This is a genomic window from Paenibacillus oenotherae, from assembly GCF_019443105.1.
Lineage (GTDB): Bacteria > Bacillota > Bacilli > Paenibacillales > Paenibacillaceae > Paenibacillus_Z > Paenibacillus_Z oenotherae.
Genome location: NZ_JAHZIJ010000010.1, coordinates 19,314 through 44,105 on the forward strand (window position 1 = coordinate 19,314; position 24,792 = coordinate 44,105).

Annotated in this window: 19 protein-coding genes and 1 other annotated feature; of the genes, 9 read left to right on the plus strand and 10 right to left on the minus strand. The window is 55.2% G+C overall.

The window, feature by feature from the left end; all coding sequences use genetic code 11:
• Positions 1-9: 9 nt before the first annotated feature.
• From K0T92_RS14710 to K0T92_RS14720, 3 genes are read right to left on the minus strand one after another with little or no spacing between them, the layout of a single operon-like run.
• Entirely contained in the window at positions 10-1,215 is a 1,206-nt protein-coding gene (locus tag K0T92_RS14710) for an acetyl-CoA C-acyltransferase (RefSeq protein ID WP_219873242.1), read from the minus strand.
• Between the two features lie 37 nt (positions 1,216-1,252).
• Positions 1,253-3,676 carry a 3-hydroxyacyl-CoA dehydrogenase/enoyl-CoA hydratase family protein gene (locus tag K0T92_RS14715; RefSeq protein ID WP_343223711.1) on the minus strand — a complete coding sequence of 808 codons (2,424 nt, stop codon included), beginning with the start codon at positions 3,674-3,676 and terminating at the stop codon, positions 1,253-1,255.
• Positions 3,677-3,712: 36 nt separating this feature from the next.
• A complete protein-coding gene (locus tag K0T92_RS14720) occupies positions 3,713-6,067 on the minus strand; it encodes a (Fe-S)-binding protein (protein ID WP_246628173.1) in 2,355 nt (784 codons plus the stop codon).
• Positions 6,068-6,346: 279 nt separating this feature from the next.
• On the opposite strand from K0T92_RS14720, the gene K0T92_RS14725 reads away from it, so the two are divergent.
• Positions 6,347-7,183, plus strand: coding sequence for an electron transfer flavoprotein subunit beta/FixA family protein (locus tag K0T92_RS14725; protein ID WP_219873243.1), 837 nt, complete (start codon positions 6,347-6,349; stop codon positions 7,181-7,183).
• Between the two features lie 28 nt (positions 7,184-7,211).
• The gene (locus tag K0T92_RS14730; protein ID WP_219873361.1) at positions 7,212-8,225 is read left to right on the plus strand and encodes an electron transfer flavoprotein subunit alpha/FixB family protein; all 1,014 of its coding nucleotides are present in this window, start codon (positions 7,212-7,214) and stop codon (positions 8,223-8,225) included.
• 91 nt (positions 8,226-8,316) lie between these two features.
• Here the strand turns inward: K0T92_RS14730 and K0T92_RS14735 are convergent, their stop codons facing one another.
• The 3 genes from K0T92_RS14735 to K0T92_RS14745 form a co-directional block, all read right to left on the minus strand.
• Positions 8,317-9,705, minus strand: a complete 1,389-nt coding sequence (locus K0T92_RS14735) for a glycoside hydrolase family 26 protein (protein ID WP_219873244.1) — start codon at positions 9,703-9,705, stop codon at positions 8,317-8,319.
• Positions 9,706-11,703 (minus strand): DUF5693 family protein, encoded by a 1,998-nt coding sequence (locus K0T92_RS14740; RefSeq protein ID WP_219873245.1) that lies wholly within the window; start codon positions 11,701-11,703, stop codon positions 9,706-9,708.
• Positions 11,704-11,956: 253 nt separating this feature from the next.
• Positions 11,957-12,643 (minus strand): DUF2238 domain-containing protein, encoded by a 687-nt coding sequence (locus K0T92_RS14745; RefSeq protein WP_219873246.1) that lies wholly within the window; start codon positions 12,641-12,643, stop codon positions 11,957-11,959.
• Positions 12,644-12,833: 190 nt separating this feature from the next.
• Positions 12,834-13,109: a binding site (T-box leader), on the plus strand.
• 76 nt (positions 13,110-13,185) lie between these two features.
• Between K0T92_RS14745 and ilvA the strand changes: the two genes are divergently transcribed.
• From ilvA to K0T92_RS14780, 7 genes are all read left to right on the plus strand, one after another.
• A complete protein-coding gene (gene ilvA / locus K0T92_RS14750; RefSeq protein ID WP_219873247.1) occupies positions 13,186-14,466 on the plus strand; it encodes a threonine ammonia-lyase IlvA in 1,281 nt (426 codons plus the stop codon).
• A 280-nt stretch (positions 14,467-14,746) separates the two neighbouring features.
• On the plus strand, positions 14,747-15,913 hold the full coding sequence (locus tag K0T92_RS14755; protein ID WP_219873248.1) for an MGDG synthase family glycosyltransferase: 1,167 nt from the start codon (positions 14,747-14,749) through the stop codon (positions 15,911-15,913).
• 67 nt (positions 15,914-15,980) lie between these two features.
• Positions 15,981-17,171: an MFS transporter gene (locus K0T92_RS14760; RefSeq protein WP_219873249.1), complete on the plus strand. Its 1,191-nt coding sequence runs from the start codon at positions 15,981-15,983 to the stop codon at positions 17,169-17,171.
• 15 nt (positions 17,172-17,186) lie between these two features.
• Complete coding sequence (locus tag K0T92_RS14765) at positions 17,187-17,801, plus strand: TVP38/TMEM64 family protein (RefSeq protein ID WP_219873250.1); 615 nt, start codon at positions 17,187-17,189, stop codon at positions 17,799-17,801.
• Between the two features lie 12 nt (positions 17,802-17,813).
• Entirely contained in the window at positions 17,814-18,161 is a 348-nt protein-coding gene (locus K0T92_RS14770; RefSeq protein ID WP_219873251.1) for a hypothetical protein, read from the plus strand.
• A 92-nt stretch (positions 18,162-18,253) separates the two neighbouring features.
• Positions 18,254-18,397, plus strand: a complete 144-nt coding sequence (locus K0T92_RS14775) for a hypothetical protein (protein WP_219873252.1) — start codon at positions 18,254-18,256, stop codon at positions 18,395-18,397.
• 31 nt (positions 18,398-18,428) lie between these two features.
• Positions 18,429-18,716 carry a transposase gene (locus K0T92_RS14780; RefSeq protein WP_219873253.1) on the plus strand — a complete coding sequence of 96 codons (288 nt, stop codon included), beginning with the start codon at positions 18,429-18,431 and terminating at the stop codon, positions 18,714-18,716.
• A gap of 1,051 nt (positions 18,717-19,767) precedes the next feature.
• On the opposite strand, the gene K0T92_RS14785 is transcribed toward K0T92_RS14780, so the two are convergent.
• The 4 genes from K0T92_RS14785 to K0T92_RS14800 form a co-directional block, all read right to left on the minus strand.
• Complete coding sequence (locus tag K0T92_RS14785) at positions 19,768-20,796, minus strand: FUSC family protein (RefSeq protein WP_219873254.1); 1,029 nt, start codon at positions 20,794-20,796, stop codon at positions 19,768-19,770.
• Positions 20,793-21,920 carry a DNA alkylation repair protein gene (locus K0T92_RS14790; protein WP_219873255.1) on the minus strand — a complete coding sequence of 376 codons (1,128 nt, stop codon included), beginning with the start codon at positions 21,918-21,920 and terminating at the stop codon, positions 20,793-20,795. Before K0T92_RS14790 ends, K0T92_RS14785 begins: the two co-directional genes overlap by 4 nt.
• A gap of 172 nt (positions 21,921-22,092) precedes the next feature.
• The gene (locus K0T92_RS14795; protein ID WP_343223712.1) at positions 22,093-22,860 is read right to left on the minus strand and encodes a sporulation protein; all 768 of its coding nucleotides are present in this window, start codon (positions 22,858-22,860) and stop codon (positions 22,093-22,095) included.
• Positions 22,861-22,966: 106 nt separating this feature from the next.
• On the minus strand, positions 22,967-24,772 hold the full coding sequence (locus K0T92_RS14800) for an ATP-binding protein (protein WP_219873257.1): 1,806 nt from the start codon (positions 24,770-24,772) through the stop codon (positions 22,967-22,969).
• Positions 24,773-24,792 lie beyond the last annotated feature (20 nt).

Below are 24,792 nucleotides of genomic sequence, written 5' to 3' on the forward strand. Positions count from 1 at the left end.
TCGCTTGCGTTATCGCGCAGCCGATACCTCCAGCACGCCTGCAGCTCCCATTCCCCCGCCCACGCACATCGACACAATTCCGTTGCCTCCTCCCCGGCGCCCAAGCTCATGGATCAGCGACACCGTCAGCTTGGCTCCGGTACAGCCCAGCGGGTGTCCCAGCGCGATTGCCCCTCCATTAACATTGACTGCGGCGGGCTCAATCCCCAGCTTCTCGATAATCGGTATGCATTGTGCGGCAAAGGCTTCATTGATCTCGAACAGATCGATCTCGTCAAGCTTCATTCCTGCGCGCTGAAGCACCTTCGGAATCGCTTCAATAGGCCCGATGCCCATAACCTCCGGTGCTACGCCCGCCACACTATAACCGCGAAATGCCGCCAGCGGCTGAATCCCCAGCTTCTCCGCACGGGCACGGCTCATCACGATGACAGCTGCCGCGCCGTCGCTCATTTGCGATGCGTTGCCTGCTGTAACCGTACCCTCACGGGCAAAGGAGGGCTTGAGCGCCGCTAAAATATCCGGCGTCGTATCGCCCCGTACTCCCTCGTCGGTATCGAAGACGAAGGATCGGGCAACCGGCCTGCCCTGCTGGTCCACACCCTCGCTCAGCACTTGCAGCGGGACGATTTCCTCACGGAACCGCCCTTCCGCTATCGCTTCCGCGGCTTTGCGGTGGCTCTCCGCCGCGAAGCAATCCTGCGCCCGGCGGCTGATGCCATAACGGCGAGCCACCTCCTCCGCCGTATGGCCCATTCCCATATAAATCTCCGGCATAATATCTGCTATGCGCGGGTGCGGGGACAGCTTGAACCCTGTCATCGGAACATGGCTCATGCTTTCGACGCCTCCGGCCAATATCACCTCGGCCTCGCCGAGCCGGATTCGCTCAGCCGCATAAGCAATCGCCTGCAGTCCGGATGCGCAGAAGCGATTAACCGTTACGGCGGGGGTTGTGACCGGAAACCCTGCATACAAGGCCATGATCCGGGCAAAATTAAGCCCTTGCTCGCCCTCCGGCATCGCGCAGCCGATGATCACATCCTCGATGTCACCCGGCAGCAAGCCCGGAACACGCTCTACAGCCGCACGCAGCACTGCGCGTCCCAGATCCTCGGCGCGCGTCCCGGCAAGACTCCCCTTCCTCGCTTTCCCTACGGCCGTCCGCACCGCAGATACGATAACGGCATCATTCGCACTGCTTATTGTCGTCATAGGCGATTCCCTCCTCATATTCAGTAAGGCGGCAAGGTCAATTTCGCAGCGGCTTGCCTGTCGCAAGCATATGGCTCATACGCGCTTGCGTCAGCGGTTCGCCGCAAAGGCTCAGGAATGCCTCGCGCTCCAGGTCAAGCAAATACTGCTCGCTCACGAGAGCTCCCGGCGGAGCATCACCACCCGCAAGCACATGGGCAAGCTTGCGCCCGATAAGCGCATCATGGGCGCTGATGCTGGACCCGAGCCGCATCGCCTCAACCGCAAGCTGCAGTATTGCTCTGCCCTCCCGCCCGGCTACACGAATACGGGTATCCTCATGCGGCGGCATATAGCCCGCGCGGTCAAGCTCCAGCACGGCTCTTCTTGCCTCATAGATCCGTGTCTCGCCCTGAATAACGGCCCGGTCCTGAGGACGCGCAAGCCCGATGCGCTGCACATCATAGCCGCTCGCAGATGTCTTGGCCATCGCAATCGTCTCGAACAGCAGGTTCAAGTGAGGCTGAAGCTCGCCCTCTGCGCCAGCTCGCCAGGCTGCCATTGCTGCTGCCTCCTTGCAGCCCCCGCCTGCCGGAATCAGTCCTACCCCTGTCTCCACCAGACCATAGTAGGTCTCGGCGGCGAATATAACCGCATCCGCCGGAAGGCAGGCTTCAACCCCGCCCCCGAGCGTCATTCTGTGAGGTGCCGCCACGACGGGACGAGCCAGCCTTTTCAGGCTCAGCATGCAATCCTGAAACCGTCTGATAATCTCGTCGATTTCGTCATAGTCGCCGTTCTGGGCCTCCATGAGCAGCATCATCACATTGGCTCCAACGCAGAAATGCCGTCCTTCATTCGCAATGACCAGTCCGCGCCAGTTCCGGCTGACCTCCTCCGCGCTTTGGCGGATCATCGACAAGATGTCGCCGCCAATCGCATTATGGGGCGAATGAAAGGCCAGGCATGCCACATCATCGCCGATATCGACGAGACTCGCTCCCGCATTGCCGATCACAACACGGCCTGCCGCCTTGCATTCAGCCAGCGAGATGACTTCAGGCCGCACCTCTATCTCCCGGAACTGTCCTCGGTAAGCATACTGCCGCGCGCCCCCGCTTCCTGTGCCATAGAATGATCCGTGGCCCGCAGCAAGCCATGCTTCCACCCATGGAGGAATCTCATCCCCCTCCGCCTTCATCCGCTGCACCGAGCGTTCCAGGCCAATAGCGTCCCACAGCTCGAAGGGGCCAAGCTCCCAGTTGAATCCCCATACCAGCGCATGGTCGATATCCACAATCGTATCGGCGATTGTTCCAAGCTGCCTCGCTGCGTAGAGCAGCGTTTCTTTTAACGATACCCAGGCAAACTGCGCATATCTATCGTTCACATCGGTATAGAGCAGCGCTCTTAGCTTGGCCCCCGCGCCCTTCGCGGCTTTGGCTGCTTCAATAATAGGCGATTGTATCGTCCGCTTGGGCCCATAGCTCATCGTCGCAAGATCGAGCGTCTCGATTACGCTTGCCTTCCCTTCGCGCTTCTGCTTGCGGTAGAAGCCCTGTCCGGTCTTCTCGCCAAGCCATCCCTGCGCTGCCAGCGCCTCAAGCTCGGCGGGTCTTGCGAAGGCTGCGCGTTCGAGCTCGTCATCGCTGCGCTCGCGAACGTTGTCCACTACATGCAGAAGCGTATCCAGACCAACCAGATCCAGCATGCGGAACGTTGCCGTACCGGGCCGACCCATCGCAGGCCCTGTCAGAGCATCGACCTCATCTACCGTAAGGCCGTAGCGCCGCATCGCATGAATCGTGACAAGCATTCCGTACGTACCGATCCGGTTGGCGATGAAATTAGGCGTATCCTTCGCAATAACGATACCTTTGCCGAGCTGCCGCTCACCAACAGCCGCAAGCCGGTCCAGCACAGCCGGAGCCGTATCCGGTGCGGCTACAAGCTCCACAAGCTTCATATGACGGGGAGGATTGAAGAAGTGTGCCGCGGCAAAATAATTCCGAAATGATTCCCCCCGCCCCTCCGCCATCGCGGCAACAGACAGACCGGATGTATTGGTCGTGACGATCGTCGCTGGCCCTCTTGCCGCTTCAATTCTCCCCAGCACATCACGCTTGACATCGAGACGCTCCACAACAGCTTCGATGACCCACTCCACATCGCCCAGCTTCGCCAGATCATCCTCCAGATTACCAGCCGTGATCCGGCTGGCATAAGCTTTGTCGTACAGCGGCGGCGGCTGCCGCTTCTCCAGCGCTGCCAGCGCTCCGGCTGCCAGACGATTGCGAACAGCAGGGTCCGCAAGCGTACGCCCTGCCCGCACCTCCTCTGGCGTGAGAGCAGTCGGCGGCACATCAAGCAGCAGTACCCGCATACCCGCATTCGCCAAATGCGCGGCAATGCCCGCTCCCATTACGCCAGCTCCAATGACTGCCGCACGCCGGATCGGCGTGAATGGCGTTGAACCTCCCACAGCGTTCCCTCCTTCACTGTCGCAGCCAGGCTGCGATTATTGAATAGCGGCCCGGCTGCCAAGCACGCTTTCCGCCAGCAGCTCCGCAACATCCCTGGCACGGACATGAACATCAGCCTCAAGCTGCTTGACACCATCTTCCATCATAGTCAGGCAATACGGGCAAGCTGAGCCGATAACCGTCGGCTTGACCGCCAATGCCTGCGAGGTCCTCGCTTCATTGACCCGCATGCCGCTCCGTTCCTCCATCCACATGAGACCGCCCCCTGCGCCGCAGCACATTCCATTGCGTCGTGAACGCTCCATCTCCAGCAGCTGAACGCCCGGAATGGCCTGCAGTAGCTGCCTTGGAGCGTCATAAATGCCGTTGTAGCGCCCAAGATAGCAGGAATCATGATATACCACCCGCTCCTTTACCCGGTGCAAGGGCTTCAGCCGTCCCTCCGTGACAAGCTCGTCAAGAAGCGTCGTATGGTGCTCCACGGTAAAGGAAGCGCCTGCGGCAAAATCGGCATACTCATTCTTGAATGCGTTATAGGTATGCGGACATATCGTAACGATTCTGCGCACGTTGTACTTTTTCAAAGTTGCAATATTGTCGCGGCACAGCGTCTGAAATAACAGCTCATTGCCCATTCGCCTAGCCGTATCGCCGGAATTTCTCTCTTCATTGCCAAGCACTGCGAAGGAAACTCCGGCATGCTGCAGCAGTCTGACCAGCGCGAACAGAATGCGCCGGCTGCGCTCATCGTAGGAGCCCATCGTCCCCGCCCACAGCAGCAGCTCCGGCTGTTCGCCGTTCTTCACCGCATCGGCCATCGTAAGAAGGGGCGCATTCTCCGCGTGCGCCGATGCGAAAGCCGCCAGCCAACCCGCCCGCTCTGTGCGGGGCAGTCCCCACGGATTACCCTGCCGATCAATATTTTGCAGCGCCCGCTGGCCCTCGCCCGGAAGCCGTCCTTCCATCAGCACGAGATACCGCCGCATATCAATGATTTTGTCCACATGCTCATTGCCGACCGGACATTGCTCCTCGCAGCTTCGGCATGTCGTGCAGGACCAGAGCTCGCTCTCGGTCATCACATCCCCGATCAGCTGCACCTCGTGCAGGGCTGAATCAGCATGGCAAGCCCACGCCTGCCCCTGCGCCGCCATTGTCGGCTCGATAGAGACCTCCCGCCCGGCTCCTTCATTCTGTATCCAGACAGGAATCGTTCCGCCCATCATATGAGCGCCTCCGGATTCAGTCCCGGTCATAGCGCGCAGGTCGGGAACCCATGGAGACTTTGAAGTGATGGCAGCCCCCCTCTCGGTCAGATGGTCGCGCAGCTTCACGATGAGGTGCATCGGCGAGAGCAGCTTGCCCGTATTCGAGGCCGGACACACATTCGTGCAGCGGCCGCATTCCACACAGGCATACAGATCGATCAACTGCTTCTGCGTGAACTGCTCAATCGCCCCGACACCGTACGATTCCGCGTTCTCATCCTCCAGATCAATCGGCTCCAGCTTGCCCGGAGGCGTCCGTCTGCGAAGCCACAGATTAACCGGAGCGGCGAAGATGTGAAAATGCTTTGACTGCGGAACATAGACGAGAAAAGCAAGCAGCACCAGGCTATGCAGCCACCAGAACAGCTCATAGCCCCACTCTGCGAAGGCTGGCGACGCGCCCGCCTGGCTGAGCGCCATAGCAATTGCCGACGAGACAGGCTCATGTGCGGAATAGACGACTCCGGCAGCAAGCTGTTTCGTTCCACTGTCTACGCTGCCGCCCACCGTATCCCGAAGCTGGTCAAAGGCCTGCGTCAGCAGCACCGTTGCCATCAGGACACCGATAAACCACAGCACAATGGCAGGCTTCCAGCCCCGCTTCAGCCTATCCAGCCTCTCGATATAGCGGCGCCATGCGCCATAGATGACGGCAAGCAGAATGAGGCTCACCGTAACTTCCTGTATCGCTGTGAATGTCCCGTAAGCAGGCAAGGGCAGAGGCGCTCCTGCAAGTCCCTTCCATATAAGATCTGCGGCACCGAATTGCAACACGATAAATCCGTAGAAGAGCACCAGATGCAGCAGTCCGCTGCGCAAATCGTTAAGCAGCCTGCGGTGGCCGAATACTTCAGCCACCCATCTCCACTGCCGCTCCGCCTCAGCTGATTGTGCCGCCGCAGTGGCATAGCGTTTACGGCGGATTGCCGATTCTGTCAGCTTGGACGCGGACAGTACCGCCGGGGCTGACGCTGCCTCTCGTTGTCCCGGCTTTCCAAGGCGGATGTAACCGATCCGCCTGTGGACGGCTAACGCGAACATCCATACCGCTGCGGCTGTCACAAGCGTGAACAGCAGCCAGCGCACAAGCTGTGAAAGCGGCACTACATCAAGCTCCGCCATGCAGAGTCCCTCCCTCCAGTCCGATAGATCGTGCCGGCGAAATTGAGCTTCTGTGAAAGCATTTGCTGCGGGACAAGCTGTAAAGCGCTTACAAAAACACGGAGTGTTCAAGTATATGTCTCCGTCTCCGCGAACATGCGAGGAAGGTGTGACGGAACAAGGGCGGAACAGGGACGGTCTATTTTGCTATAGAGGGTCATATGGTAGCACTGGGTGAATGCTTTATTGCCGCACTAGACAGGATCAATATCGCTGTCATTACAGAGGGAGGCCGGGTCAATGAATATGGTCGTGCTGGTGAAGCAGACATTCGATACCGAGGAAAAAATCGAGCTGGCCCATGGAGCAATAAATGAAGATCATGTGAAATTCATCATAAATCCGTATGACGAATATGCGCTTGAGGAAGCGCTGCGATTGCGCGAAAAGCATGGCGGGCGCGTAACCGTCGCAGCATGCGGCCCCAGCCGAGCTGCGGAGACACTTCGAACAGCGCTGGCCATGGGAGCCGACGAAGCCGTTCTAATAGAAGAGTCCGGCCTGGGGGAGGATGGGCATACGATAGCGGCTGCGCTTGCGGCAGCAGTGAAGGAGCTGGCGCCTGATCTCGTGCTGGCTGGATTGTTCGCTATTGACCGCGGGGCCGGGAGCATCGCGCTGCAGGTTGCCGAGCGGCTGCGGCTGCCGCATGCGGCAGCTGCATTGAAGATTGAAATCCATCGAAACGTTGAGACACCGGCGGCTGCAGCTTCACCGGCTGATACGGAACTGGCGCAATCTCCATCCCCGGATTTCACCGCTGTTGTGCAGCGCGACACCGAATGGGGCCTCGAAACCGTACAGCTGCCGCTGCCCGCGCTCATTACGGCACAGCAGGGCTTAAACGAGCCGCGTTACCCCTCTTTGCCCGGAATCATGAAGGCCAAGCGCAAGGCGCTGCATCATCTGACGATAGCCGAGCTGGATTTAACGCCTGACGACTTGAATCCGCGTACAGAGCGCCTGGCACTGCTCTCTCCCCCTCCCCGCGCAGCGGGCAGAAAGCTGGCCGGGACGCCGGAGGAGCAGGCAGACGCGCTCGCCGGGCTGCTGCGAAGCGAAGCAAAATTATTCTGATTCCACGATATAAGGAGGCTGAGTGGAGATGAGCAATTGCTCTCGTACCGCACTCGTATTCGCCGAGTGCGCGGATGGCAAGCTTCGCCGCGTGGCGCTGGAAGCGCTCGGGGCTGCGCGGCAGCTTGTTCAGGACGGCGGCGCTGTGCATGCCGTCCTGGTCGGCGGCGGGACGGCGGCAAGCGAAGCCGCCGCCGAGCTCGCCGCCCGGGGGGCGGGGGTCGTCCACGTCATCGACGACCCCGCCCTTGCGCAGTTCGCGCCGGAGGCATATGCCGCTGCGATCGGCGCGGCTGTTGCCGCGGTGCGGCCGAGCATGATCCTGCTCGGCCACACCGCTGCGGGGCGCGAGCTCGCGCCCCGCGTGGCCGCCGCTGTGCGGGGCGGCCACATCGCGGACGTCACCGCCGTCGAGACGACGGACGGCGGCGACGCCGTCTTCACCCGCCCGCTCTACGCCGGAAAGGCGTTCGAGCGGCGGCGCTTCCTCCCGGGCGCACCGTGGGTCATCACGGTACGCCCGAACAATCTGCCCTTGGCCGATGGGGTTCCACCGGATCGGCAGGGCGTCATAGCGGCGCTGCCGTTCACCGCGCCGCCGCTATCGACCACCGTCCTCGCCATAGCGCGCAAAGCCGATGCCGGCGGGGTCGATCTCGCCGAAGCCGACATCATCGTCGCAGGCGGGAGAGGCGTGCGCAGCGCGGCGGGATTCGCGCCGCTGCAGGCACTCGCGCAGACGCTCGGCGGCGTACTTGGCGCATCCCGCGGCGCATGCGATGCCGGTTATTGCGACTACTCGCTCCAGATCGGCCAGACGGGCAAAACCGTCACGCCCAAGCTCTACATCGCCTGCGGCATAAGCGGAGCTATCCAGCATCTTGCGGGCATGAGCCAGTCCCGGGTCATCGTCGCCATCAACAAAGACCCCGAAGCTCCCATATTCAGCATAGCCGATTACGGGATCGTCGGGGATCTATTCGAGATTGTTCCTCTATTAACGAAACGGTTCCAGCTTCTCCTGTCGCAGCCGGGCGACTAGCCCGGCACGCCTCCTTTTGCTACCCTCTTGCCTTTTGTTCTTGCCTCTTACCGTTTGTTTATTCAAGTCTGACCTGCACCATCTGACGGGCTTACGCGCCCGGCTCCACTATAATGTCGGTTCCATTCACCTCGATCCGATAGCCGAGCGGTTCCAATGTTTCCACAATCGGCAGTGCATCCACGGAGCGGTATCTCGGAATGTAATTGAAATAATTATAGCCTGCCCATATTCGCTTGTGGCTGGCTTTGACTTCAACAGCCGCTTTGCCGCTCACCAGCTTTTCGGAGGAGCCCTCAGCTTGAAGCTTCAGCCCCAGCACATCGGTAAAAAACCTTTTATCCGCGTATAAAGTACCCGCTTCCTTATAAATAAGTCCCCGGTATGTGAAGCGCTGCTCTGCTTCAGCTCCCTGCGTCTGCACAGGCTCAACCTCTGTCAAATATTCCGGACGGCTGATTGCACTGCTGTAAGCAGCAAGCACTTCCTGCTCCGTCGTGATCGAATAATCGTTAATCCGGCGCTTCTCATTGTACTCTGTCGTATTATTCACATCGAAATAAAAAACAGCTTTAATGCGCGGATATTTATCCGGCAGCTCCCCGTAGAACCGCTTGATCTTCTCGGCGGCAAACGCATTGTCGGTCAAATCATCCGTTACCGTATAATGCGTGGCCCCATATTCCGAGACCATAATCGGCTTCTCCCGGCTGAAACGGTTATATACGAAATTAAGCAAATCAAGCGGGTCCTCGAAGTCCGCCTCATGGAGGCGGCTGTCATTATGATACTTTACGCTATATACGTTGACACCAACCCAATCGACGTAGTCATCCCCCGGATAATAGCTCTCGATTGTCTCCTCAGGGAGCGACAGCACTGCCCATACCATTATGATATTCGGCGCTCTTTCACTGAATATGCGGTGCACCATCTTCCATGTCTGCTTGTATTGCTCCGGATCACCGCTGTAATTCGTCCATGTTCCATTCATCTCGGAGGCAAAGCGCATAAAGATCGGAACACCAGCTTTATTCGCCTCATCTGCGAATTTCTGCAAATACTCGTCATCCTTCACTTCAGCAAGACCGTTGTTCGGCTCGAACGCAATATGCGGCACCGCACCGGTCGATTTCACCTGCTCCACCCATTTGGTCGGGAACTCCTTGCCGTACCCCACATACTTGAAGAAGCTCGCATGCTGCCTTCCTGTCCGTTCGTTAAAGGTCTTCATGCTGAATGCAATGGCGGGATTCTGCAGCACATAGCCGCCCAAGTAAATGCCGCTTGCCGGCTCTGACTTGGCAAGCGTATAGCCCGGCATCGTCGTTTGAATCGTCCAATCTTCTTTTTCAACAACGCGATACTTTTTGTAGCCCACATACCCGAACATCGAGAGCTGCATGAGCATTACGAGTACACACAGTGTCCACAGTGTAATTGATCTTCTGCGATGCAATTTATTGCTATCCTTCAACACCTATGTCCCCTCCGTCGTCACAACCTGCTGCCTATTCCTCTTCTTCCATAGAGACATTATGACATAGGCCACAATGCCGATTATTCCTCCCAATACGATGCCCGTCAACGATCTTGTTAAAGAAATGGCCAGCGGGGAATGCAGGTGCGTGAACGTATTGACCATTGAGCATAAACCGATTGCGCCTAGTGGCAGCAGCCATGCCCCTCCCCTGCGGCGGCATGCCAGCATACAAGCCGCAGCCATGAGCAGCGGATGGCCGATCAGCCACTCCTTCGTTCGCGGTCGTACGCCGAACAGATCCGATAATGCTTGGCGCAGCTCTCCTTCATAAGGAAGTACCATATCACTGTTGCCCGTTCTTGCTAATAGATAAGCCATCACCGCGCCGCTTGCCAGCAGGGCAGCCATCACCAAGAAAATTTTGAGCGGCTTGCTCCCGCGATTGCCAGCTTCCGTTGTTCTTGTACCAGTCGTGCTTGCACCGTTTGTGCTTATGCCTGTCGTGCTTGTACCCGTTGTCCCTGTATTGGCTGTGCTTGTACCGCTTGAAGCCATAAAACTCTTCCAGGCTCCCCAGATGTTGCGCCAGCCCCCCTGGAGCAACAAGCATGCCGTAATCAAAGCTATTGGCCCAACGTACAGCAGCTTGACGCCGCGAAATAGATCGACATAAGCCAAGTACGAGACATCGCTCAGCAGAGCCGTTACATATATAATGCCTGCTGAAGTGATGGCAGCAGCAGCCACATATCCGGCAGCGGCTTTAAGCAAGGAACCGCCGAGACTTCCCGGCCCAATCACATTATTGTTGCTTTGGACTTTGTCTTTGTTTTGGACTTTATCGTTGTTTTGGCCATTCTTAATAGCCTTGTCGTTCTCCTTGACCTTATCGTTCTCCTTGCTCTGGAACCAGCGCCATAGCAGCAATACTGCTGCGCTCGGGGCAGTGATAGCCCCCCATAATGCGATTACACTCTCAAGCCTGCTGCTCCATCCCGAAGGTGCAGCCATCCAGCCTGCACAGACGAATGCTGTACCTGCCGCAATCAGCAATGTTATGGCTGTTCTCACCCGTAAGGACAAGGCTTCGAACACATTTCCGGCAAGCAGCAGGAACAAGGCTCCGATTCCGATAATGGGCATCGTTCGCCACAGCTTGCCAGGCTCCGCGTATTGGCCTGCTATTGGAGCTGCGCCTCCCCAGCTGAAATCATCACTCAACTGCTCGCGCAATTGGCCTGCAATTGTCAGAGCATGCAGCTCGTAAGCAGACAGCTTGCTTTCAGACTCCCCGTCCTCTTCAGCAGCCCCTGCCCGCATCGGCATGAATGTGACAAGCCTGATCCCCCGTTCGCGGATACCAAGCTCGAAGGTATCCACCGCTTCACCAACAGGCATCGATCCGAGCCGCTGCGCATCGAAGAACAGGCTGCGGATAGATTGATAGCCGCTTAGCCGCGTCAGCTCCAGCCCGCCTCGCTGGCTTTTTACCAGTACGGTATGCATTCCGTTCTCTGCCAGGCTGCCCGCTAAAGTCTTCCTGTCTTCGGCAGATCCCGGCACTTCCATGCCAGCGAACTGCACCCGCTTAATTCCGGCTGCAGACAGCTCCTTGACAAGCCGCCGGATAGCCTCCTCCCCTGTGGGGAACCCCTCTAGGGGCAGGTAAGCCATAACCTCCATGCTGTACTGTCCTCTCAGCTCTGCTGCGGCATTCGTGAAGGCCTCTGGCAGGAACACAGCATCAGCACTTTCGCTGCCTTGCTTCTGCAAGCCAGGCTCCAGCATAACGGTTGTCGCTCCCGATTCCTTCCAGCGGATTGTATCGTCCGCATTAACGCCGCCATCCTGCTGGAGCAGCCAGCTTCCGGGTACAGCAATTTCAACATGTCTGTCATTCTCTTCAGCCTGCCAACGATGAACCAGTAAAGGAGCCGATCCTATCGATGTCAACAAAAGAATGGCAATAGCAATTATAATTGTATTTTTAGTCAATGATACACCTCGAAATTTATTTGGAAAAAACCCTGATTATTATACCATAGCTCCATAGTTGAAACGAATTATGTTTCGGGAAAGTTACAACATACTGCCATTTTTATAAGCGATTTATGATATCTTAACAAATTTCGGAATATAATTCCCGAGCTTTTACAGCACGCAAAAAGCCGTTGTTTCAGCATCCCGCCTGCGCTGCTGATCCATACGGCTTTTCTCTCTCTGACAAGTTGCAGCTATTCCTGCTTATTCAAGCACCCAAGGAGCTGCCCGCCTTGGCCCCGGCCTTCATGATGCGCTCTGCAACGACTGTGACGATCATCGTGAACGCAGCGCCATACAAAGCGAGCTCCATGTCATGCTGCGCATCCCACGGGTCGCCCTGCGTGCCCACAAACAGAGTGCCTCTATCCGGTGCCATAATCAGCGCAACCCACATCTCGATCAGCTCATAGAAAGCGCCTAATGCCAGAATGATAGCCGCCGTCAGCACACGGGACAAGGCTCTGCGAATATGAGCGGCTCTGAGCAGCCATTCATAGACCGGAAAAGCGATCAATACACCAAACGCGCAGTGGACAATACGGTCGTAATGATCCCGCTCAAATTGGAACTGTTCGTGAAGCCATGCATCAATCGGTGTTGTATGGTAGGAATAATGTGCGCCAATCGTGTGCAGAGTGATAAAGCCAATGATGCACAAATAGGATAAATTGCACAATCGAAACCAACGATAGGATATCGCCAATCCGCATACTGCCGCTATCGTCAACAGGTTCTCCAGCCACCAGTTGAACATGCTGTAAGGCTCAATCGACAAGACGATCCACAGTACCAAATAAGCGGCGACGGCTCCCTGGAGCAGCCAATTGACCCGGAATGGTATATCCGTTCCAAGCAGCTTCCCGCTGCTCTTTATCTCTTTCCAAGCCGGCATCCTCTCTCCCCCTTGATCTTTAATAATGACCTCTCTGCAACCAATCTCTGTGCGAATAAAACTATACCAACGATTGACAGCGGTGACCAGACGAACAGGGGCCAAAAATAAGTTAAACCCGCCCAACTGAAAATCTCGATTGACAATTTACTGCCGCAGGAGTATAACAAGAATAAATATTTCGAACAATTCAAATTCATTGATGGGAACAGATGCATTTGAAATCGGCATTCCCCAGAGAGTCGGCGCTTGCTGAAAGCCGACGTTTGCCGCCGAATGTCATATCCTCCCTGAGAAGCCGTGCTGAACAATTCCGAGCATCCTTATAATTGGAATAGGTAAGCATGGACGGTATCCGCCGTTACACGGAGCGCGTATGTTGGTACGCGGCTAAGCGCCGAACGCCCCTTCATGTAAGGGTGCTGACGGAAGTAGGGTGGTAACGCGAGTTAATCTCGTCCCTTTATTGGGACGGGATTTTTTTATTTTCCTGGAATCATAGCATAGTAACGAAATGGTTATCTGAGGAGAGGTAGATGAGGATGGGAAATGATCGGCAGCATAACGGAAAAGACGGGTTTACAGTCGGATTAACGGAAATTGCCCAGGCGCAAATGCATGTCAAGGAAGTAGCGGCACGAACACCGCTGCTGCACAACCGGGTCCTCTCGGAACGCTACGGATGCACGGTGTTATTGAAGAGGGAGGATCTGCAGGTTGTCCGCTCGTTCAAGCTGCGCGGAGCCTATCATCTTATGAAGTCTCTCCCGGCGGAGCGGCTCGCACGCGGCGTCATATGCGCCAGCGCAGGCAATCATGCGCAAGGGGTCGCCTTCTCCTGCCAAGCGCTTGGCATACCGGGCAAAATTTATATGCCAAGCACGACCCCCCGCCAAAAAGTGAACCAGGTCGCCTTCTTCGGCGGGCCCGACGTGGAGATCATCCTGACCGGAGATTCCTTCGATGACGCCTACCATGAAGCCGTTACTGCCAGCAAGAGAGATGATCTGGCATTCATCCACCCCTTCGATGACCCCAAGATCATTGCAGGCAATGGGACGATCGGCAAGGAGATTATGGAGACCGTAGAGACCGCGCCCGATTACATCTTCGTCACCGTTGGGGGCGGCGGGCTTGCCGCAGGCGTAGGCGCATACGTCAAGGCCGTCTCCCCTGCAACGCAGCTGATCGGGGTCGAGCCGGAAGGTGCGCCTTCCATGCGCATCTCGCTCGATAATGGCGAGGTGACTGCGCTCGAAACGATCGACAAATTCGTCGATGGCGCCGCAGTGAAGCGTGTAGGAGACATGACGTTCCGCATGTGCCGCGAGCTGCTGGATGATGTTGTGCTTGTACCGGAGGGCAAAGCTTGCACAGCGCTGCTGGATCTGTACAATGAGAACGCCATTGTCGCAGAGCCTGCGGGAGCTCTTCCCATTGCCGCGCTGGATATGTACCGGGAGCAGATCGCCGGCAAGACCGTCGTCTGTGTCATAAGCGGAGGCAACAATGATGTGGACCGGATGCAGGAGATCAAGGAGCGTTCGCTCGTCTTCGAGGGCCTGAAGCATTACTTTATGGTGAATTTCCCACAGCGTGCCGGAGCGCTCCGCGAATTCCTCGATGAGGTGCTCGGCCCCGACGATGATATTGCCAGATTCGAATATACGAAGAAGCATAACAAGGATAACGGACCTGCGCTCGTCGGTATTGAGCTCAAGCATCGGGAGGATTACGAGCCGCTTATCGGGCGCATGCGTACTAAAGGGCTGCAATTCATTGAATTGAACAAAGATCCGCTGCTTTTCAATTTGCTTATTTAGCGTTAATAAAGGTCATTGGCACGGGGCGATCCATTGCGGCTGCGCTGCTGTTGCATTGCTATTGCACTGCTACTGCACTTGTTGCTGCATTGCTGCTGCACTGCTACTGCACTTGTTGCTGCACTGCTGCTGCACTTGAATCATTGCCGCTGCCGGAGCATTTCACTTGGATCCCATGAGGCTATTTAAGGTCGAGTCCGCACCTTACAATGGCTTCATGCTGCGATCATGCGGGCTTAACATTGAGCTGTTAAGCTACCGACAGGAGGTGTGTGCCAGAATGACCCGCTACATGTATAATGAAGACCCCAAATTGTTAATTCTGTACGCTTCTTACGGCGACGGCCACCTGCAGGCTGCTCGCGCCATCCGTGATGCGCTCTCCGATCATGGCATGAACCGGGCTGTTCTTGTCGATCTGCTCGCTGAAGCCCATCCCTGGATTAATGAGATGACCCGCCTGATCTATTCAAAAAGCTTCACCATGCTCCCCGGATTATACGGGTGGATGTACGACCGCACCAAACCGATGAAGCATGACTCGCTCTTCGCTGGCTGGCTGCATTCCTTCGGGCGCGACAGGCTGCGCCGCCTGCTGCGGGATGAGAAGCCCGATGCGGTCATTCATACATTCCCGCTGCTGGCAATGCCTGCGCTCAAGCAGCGTATGGGCCTGCGAATTCCCTCCTGTACCGTCGTTACCGATTTCGATCTGCACCGCCGCTGGGTACATCCCGATATCGACCGCTATTATGTCCCGACTTACGATATGAAGCATGAGCTGATGTCGCTTGGCATCCACAGCCACCGTATCTGTGTCAGCGGCATTCCGCTCAAACGCGGCTTCCGTTCCCTCAGCGCCGATCCTTCTCTCTACGTCCAATACAGCCTGCCACCCAAAAAGCCAATCATTCTCATCATGGCTGGTGCGCAAGGCATCCTTCCCGATATCGCAGAACTGTGCACCCGTCTGCTTGCTCACCCTGACATTACGCTCGCCATTGTTTGCGGACGCAGCGAAGCACTCGCGCAGGAGCTGCACGAATGCTTCGACAGCCATCCTGAACGGGAGCGGCTGCGCATCTTTGGCTATATCGAGCACATTCATGAGCTCATGGCCTTGTCCACCTGCCTCGTAACCAAGCCGGGCGGCGTCACTTTGTCCGAAGCGCTGGCGGCGGAGCTGCCTATTTTCACATATAAGCCAGTGCCGGGCCAAGAGCGGCATAACGCGCTTTATTTGGAAAGCAAAGGCGCTGCGGTAATCGCTCACTCGCCGGATCAGCTTTCTCAAGAAATAATGAAACTCATTCATGATCCTATTCGTCTATTAAATTGTAAACGGGCATTGCACAAGCTGCGCCGGAATGATGCCGCCGATACGATCGCCTTGGACTTTTGTCCTGGCTTGAATATAATGGTAGGAGCCCCTTCATCCATACGGTAGCTGATGGAATATTCGCAATCAACGGAAGGATGGCTGTATTTAGAATGGAGATAAAGGGGTTATCCGAATGAACATATTGCGAAAACGCTGGTTCGGGCCGGAAATCTTGCTATTCTCGGTCATCCTGTTTATCGTCGAGTTCGTCAGGGGAGCTGCTCTGATCAGCTTTCTTCCTATATTCGGAGAGAAGACGCTCGGCCTTACGCTGGATATTATCGGGATCGCCATCACGGCGCATTATGTAACAGATACCGCACTGAAGATGGCCATTGGCTATTTGCTGGATCGCTTCTCGATTCGCTTCGTCGTTCATGCCGGCTTGCTGGCATCACTTGCGGGTATTGTACTTCTGAAATTCGCTTTTGAGCCGTGGCTGTTTATTACTGCGGCCGCCCTCTACGGCGTTGGCATATCACCGATATGGATTGTCTGTTTAACGAAGGTGACAGAGGAGCAGCGCGCCACTCAGATGGGCTTTCTCTACACCATATGGCTTGTCGGCATCGGCTCGGGACCTATCGTGAGCAATATTCTGTTGGACTACAGCACCGACATGACCTATTATTTGCTGCTTGGACTTTCTATACTCTGCTGGGTGCTCGCACTGTTCATCAGCAACCGCCAATCCTCCAACGTCAAATCGCTGCCGATGCGCGAGGAGTTCTCCATCCTGCGTGAGCGGCTGCGCCACATGAAGCTGCTCCTGCCAGGCATGGTGCTTCAGACGTTGGGCGCGGGCATGCTCGTCCCTATTCTGCCGAGCTTCGCCGAGGAGCGTCTTGGAATGACGGGCGCCCAATATTCCCTGCTTCTGCTTGCAGGAGGCGCCTGCACCGTGATCGGATTAATTCCGCTGGGACGTCTATCTGATAAGCTCGGCGGGAAGAAATGGTTTCTCGTCCTCGGCTTCGGCTTAATCGGCGCCTGCCTGTACGCCCTGGCATTGGAGCCTCCGCTCTGGCAAAGCATGGCGCTCGCCGGAGCGCTCGGGCTGTCATACGCCACCTTGCTCCCCGCATGGAACGCGCTGCTTGCGAATTATGTGCCTCCCATGCAGCAGGGCCTTGGCTGGGGCATCTTTTCCACTGTTGAAGGCATTGGAGGGATGATTGGCCCGGTAATTGGAGGTGTGCTGGCGTCCATGCACGGCCAGTCTTCTGTTGTATGGTTCAGTGCAGCTATGTACGTCCTGATTGGTTTGTTCTACATTTGGTTTCCATTCCGTGCCTTTACGGAGAGCGGCAGCAGGGTCAAATAGGGGGATTATAGAGAGATGAGTCAGTTAAAGGAATGGATCCATGAGCTGAAGGATATGGATTTGAACGAGCTTCAGCGCACGCTTGAGAGTTATTCTTCGTTCGGGCCGCTGCCCGGCATTCTTATGCCGCTGCTGGAGGCGTTTCTGCCTATTCTGCCCCTGCTCGTATTTGTAGCAGCCAATGCGAACATATACGGGCTGTGGTTCGGTTCCCTTTACTCCTGGATAGGCGTAGCGGGGGGCTCGCTGCTTGTTTTCCTGCTTGCGCGCAAGCTTGGAGGCCGCTTCGGCCCTTGGCTGCAGCGGCGTTTTCCCAAGACGAAAGTTTTTTTCAATTGGATTGAGCACCGGGGGTTCACGCCAATCTTCCTGCTGGCCTGCTTCCCCTTCTCGCCATCTGCAATTATTAATGTCGTATCAGGACTAGGGAAAGTTCCATTCCATACCTTCGCTGTAGCTGTTATGCTCGGCAAAGCCGTCATGATATTCAGCGTCTCGCTGCTTAGCTTCGATATCGCCCATATTGCGCAGGAGCCATGGCGTATCATAGCAACCGTCGTGCTTGTTGTTGGCATGTGGCTGGGCGGCAAGCGGATTGAGAAGCGTTATGAGCTCAAGCACAAGGAATAGAGGTGACAGCTTATGATCGGGAGTGGCATGTATCCGCTTGTGAGCCTGATGAGCGGTCTGGCTACCGCCTTTGTTCTGCTGCTGGCTGTATCGCTTCTGGGCGCGATGATCTACATCATTCGGCTCACGACTGACGATTCCGACAAGCATTCGGATTTGAAGATGTTTATAGAGACACTGTTTACAACACCGGAGCATTTGCGCCAGGGCAATGCCGATACCGATTCCGGCAAGCACGATTCACAGCATGAACGGCCTCCATCTGCCAAGACCCCTTTCAGCGAGCCCTGCCCTGCCTGTCAGGAAACGGTCACGCATGAGAATACGGAATGCCCGTCATGCGGTCTGCGGCTTCTATAGCACATACATAGTTTTCTTCCTTGTGCGGCAAACTGTAGAAGGTGTTTCTCTCGTCGAAATGACCTACATTACTTCATCAACAGGAGGCCATTATGTCAGGTGAACAACCTTCCAACGAGCAGCGCAAAGCAAGTGAAGCGCAGTCTCTAGCTGATCAGACGGGCACAAACAAGGAGAAGGCAAGTCAAATGCAATCGGAAGCAGACCGCCGGGCCGTACCTAAGCACGGACTCTAAGGCGCTGGCCGATTCCAGGAGGACACAACTTATGAGCGAAGAGAAGAGCCATTTTGAGATGGATCCCATGTCTGGCGAGCCGGTCGAGGTCGATGGGGTATACCGCAATGAGCTGGGCCGGGTAGAGAAGCTTGAGCGCGGGCAAGTCTTCCCTGCCGATCCGCAGCTCGGCACTTCGGAGTGGGAGCTAGTCGAGTTCCAGCTCGACAATCACCATGAAGGCCAGACCGACCCCCGGCTCGTTCCCAAGAAGAAGATTACAGCCCGGGAAGCTCATCTTCAACATCCCCGCCGCCACAAGGGAAGAAACGAAGATTAAGATTAGCAGCGTAATGGAGCTAATCCACCAGAACCTATTGTGTGCGGGATAATGGTTGAGCAGGGGCCGCTCTGCTCAACCATTTTGTATTTCATGCAGCCTATCCGCTCGGCGGAGAGCGAAGGGATTGCAAGTCCCCATATACAATGAAAGATGCTTCCAATTCCACTTTTTAGTGGTTTGGAGGCATCTTTTCACATCATTTGGGACTGACGCATTCGATATAGGACTTTTTCGGACAGTTCCGATTAACAATAGCTGTTGAAGGTGAAGTGCCCGCGATTATCAGGCTGCCTGAGGAAAACTTGACACCGAGGAACAGATACAGACACCATAAACGGCGAACATGCCTGCGAAACTGCAGCCTTTCTCTCGTTTCAGCCTGAAGTCCGCCGGACTTTTCTAAAGCCTGCGAATAGGCTGGTTTTTTATCCTTTCGCTCTGCTAAAGGCCGAATGCCTGCCAAAGCGCAGGCTTTTCGCCAGGGTTTCCCTCAAGCAGCCCTGTCGGCCATATATTCCTGCGTAATCGCAGGCATTCTGCCTACAACGGCTTCTTTTAGCTGAAATTCCTGCACTTTCGCAGGCTTCCCTCCCACCACTAACCGAATGTGTTGCAGTCATTCACTCTCGTACGTTAGGGGGCTAGTTGACGGGAAGTCCGCCGGACTTCCTCAAAATCCTGCGAATAGGCTGGTTTTTTTATCCTTTCGGTCTGCTAAAGACCGAATGCCTGCCAAAGCGCAGGCTTTTCGCCATGTTTTCCCTCTAGCGGCCCGGTCGGCCATATATTCCTGCGTAATCGCAGGCATTCTGCCTACAATCGTTTCTATTAGCTGAAATTCCTGCATTTTCGCAGGCTTTCCTCTCATCACACACACCGAATGTTTTGCAGTCAGTCACTCTCATACGCTTAGAAGCCAGTTAACGGAAGCTCTCCAACAAACTTTCTCAACAACCTGATTTTCGCAGAAATGTCCGCCTTTTATGGAATCGCTCCCTGGCCAGTAGACCCTCAGTCGCAGGAGACTACCTCATTACGTCGCTCCTAATTATTCTTCCTCTTCCTCACGCTGAAGCACCTGATCGGCGAGCCGATCCAAACGCCGCAATTGGAAGGCATACTCGAACATGGATGAGCTGACGAAGACGAGGCGCTTATGCTCCTCCAAATTACCGCCCAAATAAGCTGTGAGCTCCTTGATGAATTTCGTTTCCCGTTCCTCTTCCGGCTCTATGGAGGCATTCACCTTTATTTTCCCTTCCAGCTTCAGCATTATTTGCTCATGGTACTTAGTCAGCTCCTCAATTTGACTGTCGAAGCGCTGCGCCCACTCGCCCGAGCCCGGAGCGGTAAAATAATGCTCCTCCACTACATCCAGCAAATCCGCCCCCTTATGCAGCGCCTTAATAAGCTGCTTGGAGAGGATCAGCTGTCTGGCCCTGGCTTGTCTTCGCTTGGGCAGCAGGGAACGCTCCTCCTCGAACAGCGCATAGCGCTCCTCCAGCTTGCGCAGCACGCCTGCCAGCCTGTCCTTCTCTGCGCGGTGCACATCCTCCTTCATCTCGTTGGATATGGCCATCCGCAGCAGCAGGGAGAGCTGCGTATAGGCGCCATGCACCTGTTCAATGAACTGATGGCGCGGGCGCGGCGGGAAAACAAGCACATTCACCAGAAAGGCTGCTCCCATACCGGTCAATACCATCGTGAACCTCTCGACTGCAAACAGCCAGCCTTGCTGGTTAGCTTCCATAACAGCTACAACCGTTACGAGCGTCAGCCCGATTGTGCTCTCCATCCGAAGCCGAATACATAATAGAATAACGACTATACATACAATTCCGATCGATATCGCTGTATGACCAACTAATTGTACAGAAATAATAGCGACGACAGCACCAAGAACATTCGTCTGCAGCTGATCCGTCACATGCTGCCAAGAGCGTGATATTGACGGCTGGATCGTAAAGATAGCGGCCACCGCTGCGATAATTGGCGATGGGAATCCGAATAGACTGCTCAAATAGATGGCCAGTGCTACAGCCAAGCCTGTCTTCAGTACACGCGCGCCGATTGTCATGGCGAATCGGCTCCTTCCTTCGCTATGCCTTCTCCATGCAGCATAACTGCAGTCTCCGCAGCCTGGCCTCCATTAACGAGCAGCAGCAAACGGTGCCGTCCGGGATAATGTTTGCGCGTAGAGAGATCCTTCCAATCGATACGCTTGCTTCCTTGCAGGCTCCCGCCTGCCGGAACCGTCTTGTCCGACATCAGGAACTTCTTGCGGGACACGCTCCCGTTCGCTTTCACATAATCTACCCCCAGCTCAATCCGCAAGCGCAGAGGCTCCTCGCTGCAAAGCAGCAAGGAGTAATGAGCCTCAGATTTCCCGCCTATAACAGCCTCCTCAGAGACCATCTCTATCCGAGCCTCCGCTACCATATCGGATACTGCGTCATTCTTGTAGCCAAACAGCGCTAATGTCTGCGGATCGGCAGCACGGATCAATGTTCTGCTGCCATGCCGAATAATCCAATCCGTCCAAGGGTGGGTGCCTCTCCAAGCTGCTGCCACTTCTCTAATAATGCCTGGATGATCCTTGGCAATATCATTCAGATTGTTCGCAACACTCTTGCGCACATAGAGCGACGGATCGCATTTCAGCTTCTCCAGCAGCGGCAGAATCGGAGAGGGATCCAGCTTGAACATCGCCAATGCCGGAGCCCACGGAAGCCGCGGCCGACAGCCTTCGCTGGCCAAGCGGCGGACATGCTCGCTCTCATGCTCAGCCCATGCAAGCATGCGCGCCATCGTCCGCTCCGTTTCGGTCATAAGGAACGGACGGATAGCAAATTCAGCCGTTGACTTAGAAGTGAACCTTTCCAATGCGTGCATGGATTGCTCCCAATAATCCCGTCCATAGACCTCCACGAAATCCGGGAAAAATAAATACGGGAATCCGACGCAGCGTTCATCAATCGCATACAGCACATCAAGCGCCTGCTCATAGGAGGATGGCAGCAGCGTGCCAAGCGATTCCGTAATTCGCCTGATTCGCCCCTTCAACTCTAGTTGTTCCCATCCTTCACCAATTACAAGCTGAACGAAACGCTCTCTATCGAAAGGCTCCCATTCGGAATGAACGAGTGCCGCAAACTGCTGCAAAAAAGGTAGATCATACATTGCTTTTAACGGTTCAGCCATCTCTCTATCGCCTCCTCACGTTATTATAGCGGATTCCACAGAGCATACAAGCAGGGAGAGAGAAGTCCTTTCTAACAAACGAGTGCAGCTCTGCATGAACGATAGAAAAGGCTCAGGAATCCCCACTGGGAGAATTCCTGAGCCCGGTCAAGCATGCTGCTGCATGGCGCCCTTACACATACCGTGCAATAAGATCAGCCAGCTGATGCGCCAATGCATGCGGCCCGGCTGCAAGATCTTGATTAGAGTACCGCACTCGGACGAATGTCTCGTCCATTTCCATCGCTTCCGCGAAGAAGCCTGCAAATCCTCTTGCCTTGCGGTCAATTTGGAGCAGCAGCTCAAGCTCATTCGGGCTGCTGTAGAAAATAACCTCCAGCTCATCAAGCTGCCCTCTGAACTGCGTCGTCGGCACAAATTCGAATTCCTGCACGAACGGCACGCCCCGCCCCAGCTTGGACGCATACTCGCATTCTGCTTCGCGCAGGCGGAAGCCGAGCAGGTTCAACGCTTCCAGCACCGTATTCATCTGCGGAGTCGGCACGACCTCAATCCGGTCATTATCGCTCGGGTCTACAGCGCCGCGAATATCGAGCTCTGTCTTCACCCATACAGGAGCGCGCCCGATTGTAAGCGGGGCTGTGTGCGGCAGGCGGAATGCGAACTGCTGCTCACGATTTTCGTTCGGCTTAAGCGTGAACGGGCTGTAGACGTTATAGCGTTCAATAGCTGCATGCACCTTATGCTTCTGATCATTGCTTTCTCTAATATATTCAGTCATAACTGTCAGCTCAATCTTCTCAATATGCTGCTCAACATTGCCGCCGCGAATTTTGACAACTCCACGAATCTCTTCTCCTGGCATATAACGTGCCTTCTCCAGCAAAGTATCGATCTTTGCATTGCCGATTCCAATACTAGCCAACATACGATTGAACATGAACATGACCTCCGGATAGTTAATAACCTTACATTTGTTACTACGCTTCTCTTGTTGCGGTTATGCTAATCTTTGTACGCATCCCATCAGAATTAAGTTTCACTCTTTATAAAGGATCGTCCTCCTGCAGATTCCGATTAAGCGGGGTAATTTTGCCGGAAGGGCCGGGCTCCACACTTTCAGTCATCTCAGAGTAAGGAAGAATGATCTCGAACGTTGTGCCAATCCCCAGTGAGCTGCGCACCTGGATCCGCCCCTGATGATTATCGACGATCTTGTAGCTGACCATGAGACCGAGCCCCGTCCCCTTCTCCTTCGTCGTGTAGAACGGCTGGCCGATCTTCGACAGCTGCTCCTCCGGTATCCCCGGACCGTAGTCCTCGATACGAATACTAACATTGTCCTGCTCGCGCGTGCAGGTAATAATAATTTTGCCGCCCTCCAGCATCGATTCAATCGCATTCTTGATCACGTTGATAAATACCTGCTTCAGCTGATTCTCCACTCCGCGAACCCATAGCGGTTCATGATCAACACGCATCTCCATCTCAATGCTGTGCAGAAGAGCCTGCGCCTCCAGAAGTGTGACTGTATCCCTCATGATGAACCTGATGTCCTTGCAGGACAACTCATAAATCTGCGGCTTCGAGAGCATGAGCAGCTCGCTGACAATGGATTCAATCCGGTTGAGCTCTGACTTCATAATATCAAAATAATTTTTGTTGCTCTGCCGTCCAGATGCCATGAGCTGAAGGAAGCCCTTCAACGATGTAAGCGGATTGCGGATCTCATGCGCGATACCGGCCGCAAGCTGCCCTGCCACATACAGCTTCTCCGAGTTAATGAGCAGCTCCTCATTCTTCTTGCGCTCCGATATATCTCTGACAATGACCTGGAATACAGGCTTGCCCGACAGCTTCGTGCAGGTCTTGACAACCTCAGTGTGCAGCAGCTTGCCATTCATCGTATACCAGTCAAGTTCAATCGGCCCCTGCCGGATCCCCTGCGCTGTCACCTGAAGCATCTCCTTCATCGCAGGATGAAGTCTGGGCAGCAAACGTGTGTAGATCGAAGTGCCAAGCATCTCAGCCTCGCTTGCCGCTTCGAACATTTGAAGTCCGGAATGATTAATGTATTCCCACTTCTCATCCCGGATTATAGCAATCATATCAATGGAATTCTCCACCAGCAGCTTATACCGCTCATTCATCGCATTGTACCGCTTGTCCACGAACCGCGCCAGCGTGCTGAAAGCAAAGATGACCAAGGTCGTGATGCCAAGCACGACGGACAACCGCTTCAAATATTCGCTGAGCCGGTCGGCAGTCAGCACAACATCATACTCGATTGTAACAGCCTCAAGTCCGAACAGCTGCATCGTGATGCCTGACAGCCCCAGCATAAGGCCGGCCAGCAGTGTAGCGTATCTGCTCTTGCGTTGAAACAGAAAGTAAGCTCCCGCCGCACCCGCAATTGTAAACACAAGCGCAAAGGAAGCCAGTCCGATCTGGATATTGAACTGCTGGATCTGTCCGCTCATTAATCGCGAATAGCTCATGAAATTGGTGCCCACCGCGATGACCATACTGCTCAGCAGCAGCCGAATCCAGTAAGCAAGCTTGCTCCCAAGCAGCAGGAATGAGAAGTAGGCGGATGCCATGACCGCAATCAGCTTAACGCTGGATGTCCAATCGATCATGATCATATAGTCGGAGGCGATCAGCATTACGAAATGGCAGACCCACAGCCCTAGACCATAGACAGCAGCACCGCTCAGCAGCCAATAGTTCTTCCGAGTGCCGACCAGCTTGAGATGGCCGATCATATTAAACATTGTGAAAGATGCGAATAAATTAATGGCCAGCGCAAGAAACAGAAACATCCATCTTTCTGAAACAAACAGTTCATCCATATGTGTCCTCTATTAGCCAA

Bases quoted from the DNA above. Each gene is read 5' to 3' on its own strand.
- K0T92_RS14710 (WP_219873242.1), bottom strand. From the start codon at position 1,215: ATGACGACAATAAGCAGTGCGAATGATGCCGTTATCGTATCTGCGGTG.
- K0T92_RS14720 (WP_246628173.1), bottom strand. From the start codon at position 6,067: ATGGCGGAGCTTGATGTAGTGCCGCTTTCACAGCTTGTGCGCTGGCTG.
- K0T92_RS14725 (WP_219873243.1), top strand. From the start codon at position 6,347: ATGAATATGGTCGTGCTGGTGAAGCAGACATTCGATACCGAGGAAAAA.
- K0T92_RS14730 (WP_219873361.1), top strand. From the start codon at position 7,212: ATGAGCAATTGCTCTCGTACCGCACTCGTATTCGCCGAGTGCGCGGAT.
- K0T92_RS14745 (WP_219873246.1), bottom strand. From the start codon at position 12,643: ATGCCGGCTTGGAAAGAGATAAAGAGCAGCGGGAAGCTGCTTGGAACG.
- ilvA (WP_219873247.1), top strand. From the start codon at position 13,186: ATGGGAAATGATCGGCAGCATAACGGAAAAGACGGGTTTACAGTCGGA.
- K0T92_RS14755 (WP_219873248.1), top strand. From the start codon at position 14,747: ATGACCCGCTACATGTATAATGAAGACCCCAAATTGTTAATTCTGTAC.
- K0T92_RS14760 (WP_219873249.1), top strand. From the start codon at position 15,981: ATGAACATATTGCGAAAACGCTGGTTCGGGCCGGAAATCTTGCTATTC.
- K0T92_RS14765 (WP_219873250.1), top strand. From the start codon at position 17,187: ATGAGTCAGTTAAAGGAATGGATCCATGAGCTGAAGGATATGGATTTG.
- K0T92_RS14770 (WP_219873251.1), top strand. From the start codon at position 17,814: ATGATCGGGAGTGGCATGTATCCGCTTGTGAGCCTGATGAGCGGTCTG.
- K0T92_RS14775 (WP_219873252.1), top strand. From the start codon at position 18,254: ATGTCAGGTGAACAACCTTCCAACGAGCAGCGCAAAGCAAGTGAAGCG.
- K0T92_RS14780 (WP_219873253.1), top strand. From the start codon at position 18,429: ATGAGCGAAGAGAAGAGCCATTTTGAGATGGATCCCATGTCTGGCGAG.
- K0T92_RS14785 (WP_219873254.1), bottom strand. From the start codon at position 20,796: ATGACAATCGGCGCGCGTGTACTGAAGACAGGCTTGGCTGTAGCACTG.
- K0T92_RS14790 (WP_219873255.1), bottom strand. From the start codon at position 21,920: ATGGCTGAACCGTTAAAAGCAATGTATGATCTACCTTTTTTGCAGCAG.
- K0T92_RS14795 (WP_343223712.1), bottom strand. From the start codon at position 22,860: ATGTTCAATCGTATGTTGGCTAGTATTGGAATCGGCAATGCAAAGATC.
- K0T92_RS14800 (WP_219873257.1), bottom strand. From the start codon at position 24,772: ATGGATGAACTGTTTGTTTCAGAAAGATGGATGTTTCTGTTTCTTGCG.